Annotated in this window: 2 protein-coding genes; both read right to left on the bottom strand. The window is 70.9% G+C overall.

Annotated elements, in window-relative coordinates:
- Nucleotides 1-107: 107 nt before the first annotated feature.
- Nucleotides 108-1,499, bottom strand: coding sequence for a UDP-N-acetylmuramate--L-alanine ligase (gene murC / locus WBB07_RS11635; protein WP_526307767.1), 1,392 nt, complete (start codon nucleotides 1,497-1,499; stop codon nucleotides 108-110).
- A gap of 35 nt (nucleotides 1,500-1,534) precedes the next feature.
- The gene (murG, locus tag WBB07_RS11630; RefSeq protein WP_526307765.1) at nucleotides 1,535-2,686 is read right to left on the bottom strand and encodes an undecaprenyldiphospho-muramoylpentapeptide beta-N-acetylglucosaminyltransferase; all 1,152 of its coding nucleotides are present in this window, start codon (nucleotides 2,684-2,686) and stop codon (nucleotides 1,535-1,537) included.
- Nucleotides 2,687-2,965 lie beyond the last annotated feature (279 nt).

Below are 2,965 nucleotides of genomic sequence, written 5' to 3'. Positions count from 1 at the left end.
GTCTTCGCCCTGCCCCGGGGCGGCCTGCTCGGCGCCCGAGTCGGGATCTGCCGGCTGGGGATCGGCCGGCTGCGGTTGCGCCGGCGCCTCGGGATTGTCGGGGTGTGTCACCGCGCTGCCCGGAGCTGCAACTCGGTGACAATCTCCGGCCCCAGCAAGGTGACATCGCCCGCACCCATCGTGACGATGACGTCGCCGGGGGCGGCCACCTCGGCGATCGTGCGCGCCGCCGCGGAGAAATCCGGGACATAGGTCACCGGCACGGTGATGTGCTCAGCCACCGAGGCACCACTGATACCGGTCAGCGGCTGCTCGCGCGCGGCATAGACGTCCAGCACGAACACCCGATCCGCCCCGTCGAGGGCGGCGCCGAACTCGGCAGCAAAAGTCTTTGTGCGCGAATACAAATGAGGCTGGAAGACCCCGATCACCCGGCCGCCACCCGCCTGTTCGGTGACGGTCTGCAAGGCGGCGAGCACGGCACGCACCTCGGTGGGATGGTGGGCGTAGTCGTCGAACACACGAATCCCGTTGGCGGTGCCCACCAGCTCGAAGCGGCGGCGGGCACCCTCGAATCCGGCCAGCCCCTCGAGCATCCCGTCCACCGGCGCGCCCGCCTCCAGGCCGGCCAGCAACGCCGCCACCGCATTGAGTGCCATGTGCCGGCCCGGCACCGACAGCCGCATCACCCGTGGCTGCGACTCACCGGCCAGCATCACCTCGGCGACGGCGCCGGTCCCCTGCTGCTGCCAGCGCACCAGCTTGGCGGCCAGCGGCACGCTGCCGTCGGCGCTGCCGTAGGCCAGCACCCGGATCCCCCGGTCGGCAGCCCGCGCGGCGAGATCCGCGGCACCGGGATCGTCGACACACACCACCAGCGCGCCACCGACTCCGATCTGGTCGACAAACTGGTCGAACACCGCCTGGTAGGCCTCGACAGTGCCGAAGAAGTCCAGGTGATCGGCTTCGATATTGGTCACCACCGCAACATTCGGCGCGTACTCCAGCAGCGAACCGTCACTCTCGTCGGCTTCGGCGACAAAACAGGACCCGCTGCCGTGATGGGCGTTGGTGCCCGATTCGCCGAACTCCCCGCCAACCGCAAAAGACGGATCGAATCCGGTGTGCTGCAACGCCACGATGAGCATCGACGTGGTGGTGGTCTTGCCGTGCGTGCCGGTGACCAGCAGCGTGGTGTGACCGGCCATCAGCTTGGCCAGCACCACCGGCCGCAGCACCACCGGGATACCGCGCCGGTGTGCTTCCACCAGTTCGGGATTGGTCTTGGGGATCGCCGCATGGGTGCTGATCACCGTCGTCGGCCCGCCGGGCAGCAGATCCAGCGCCGAGGCGTCGTGCCCGATCCGGATCTGCGCACCACGCGCCCGCAACGCCAGCACCCCGCGAGATTCCTTGGCGTCCGAACCCGAGACCAGGGCGCCACGATCCAGCAGGATCCGGGCGATCCCGGACATACCCGCACCGCCGATGCCCACCATGTGGACCCGGCGCAGCTCGTCTGGCAATGGCACGCTCACCGCAGTTCCCTCCGACCGGCCCGCGCGACCTCCATGGCGACGGCGGCCACCCGCTGCGCGGCGTCGCGGTGCCCGACCCGGGCGGCGGCATCGGTCATCGCCGAAAGCCGATCGGCATCACCGAGCACTCCACCGACCACCTCGGCAACATAGTCGGGGGTCAGCTCGGCATCGCTGACCAGCAGGCCACCGCCGGCCTGGACCACCGGCAGCGCGTTGAGGCGCTGTTCCCCGTTGCCGATCGGCAGCGGCACGTACACCGCGGGCAGGCCCACCGCCGAGACCTCGGCCACCGTCATGGCCCCGGACCGGCAGATCGCCAGGTCGGCGGCGGCATAGGCCAGGTCCATCCGGTTCAGATACGGCACCGCCACGTACGGCGGGGACCCGGGTGCCGCCGGAAGCACCTCCAGGGTGTTCTTCGCGCCGAAGGCGTGCAGCACCGCGATACCGCGCGCAGCCAACCGGTCCGCGGCGGCCGAGACGGCCCGGTTGAGCGAAACCGCCCCCTGGGATCCGCCGAAGACCAGCAGCACCGGGGTGTCGGCGGGCAATCCGAAATGCGCCCGGGCCTCCGCTCGCAACGCCGCACGATCGAGTGCGGTGATGTTGGCGCGCACCGGCACCCCCACCACCTCGGCGCCGCGCAACCCGGAATCGGGCACCGCCGAGAGCACCCGGCCCGCCAACCGGGCACCCACCCTGTTTGCGATACCGGCTCTGGCGTTGGCTTCGTGGATCACCACCGGCACCCGGCGGTGCCGGAGGCCGCCGCGGGCGGCGAAATAGGCAGGCAGCGCCACATAACCGCCGAAACCGATCACCACATCGGCGGCCACGTCGTCGAGCACCTTGCGGGTTTGGCGCACCGCGCGCCGCACCCGAACCGGCAGCCGAACCAGGTCGCCGGTCGGCTTACGCGGCAGCGGCACCGGCGTGATCAACTCCAGGTGGTAACCGCGTTCGGGTACCAGCCGGGTTTCCAATCCGCGGGCGGTGCCGAGGGCGGTGATCCGCACCTGGGGGTAGAGCCTCGTGAGTGCATCGGCAACTGCCATGGCGGGCTCGACATGGCCGGCGGTACCCCCACCGGCGAGCACCACCGAAAGGGGAGCGCCGTCTGCCGGTCTGAGGACCGAGTCGTTCACCCGTACCGCTGTCCTTCCAGAGAACGCCGGCCTTTCGAAGACCGTTGACTTTCCACTGCACGTGAGCGCCCACCCCGCGTCCGGGCGGGGGCCTCTGAACTCTTGGGGGCACCGCCGCGGGCACTGGTCCGCGAGCTGCCTCCATGATGCCCTGTGCGGGCCGGTTTGCGGGAACCGGTGGCCCTCGCAGCCTTGGCGGTCCCGGCTGACTTTGCGGGCTTGGCGGTCCTGGCCGGCCTGGCCGTCCCGGCCGGCCTGGAGGCCCGGCCGGCGCCCGGG

It is taken from the genome of Mycobacterium sp. (assembly GCF_049647605.1).
Classification (GTDB): domain Bacteria; phylum Actinomycetota; class Actinomycetes; order Mycobacteriales; family Mycobacteriaceae; genus Mycobacterium.
Note: the sequence above shows the minus strand (reverse complement) of the source record. Positions and strands in the feature narration are given on the sequence as shown.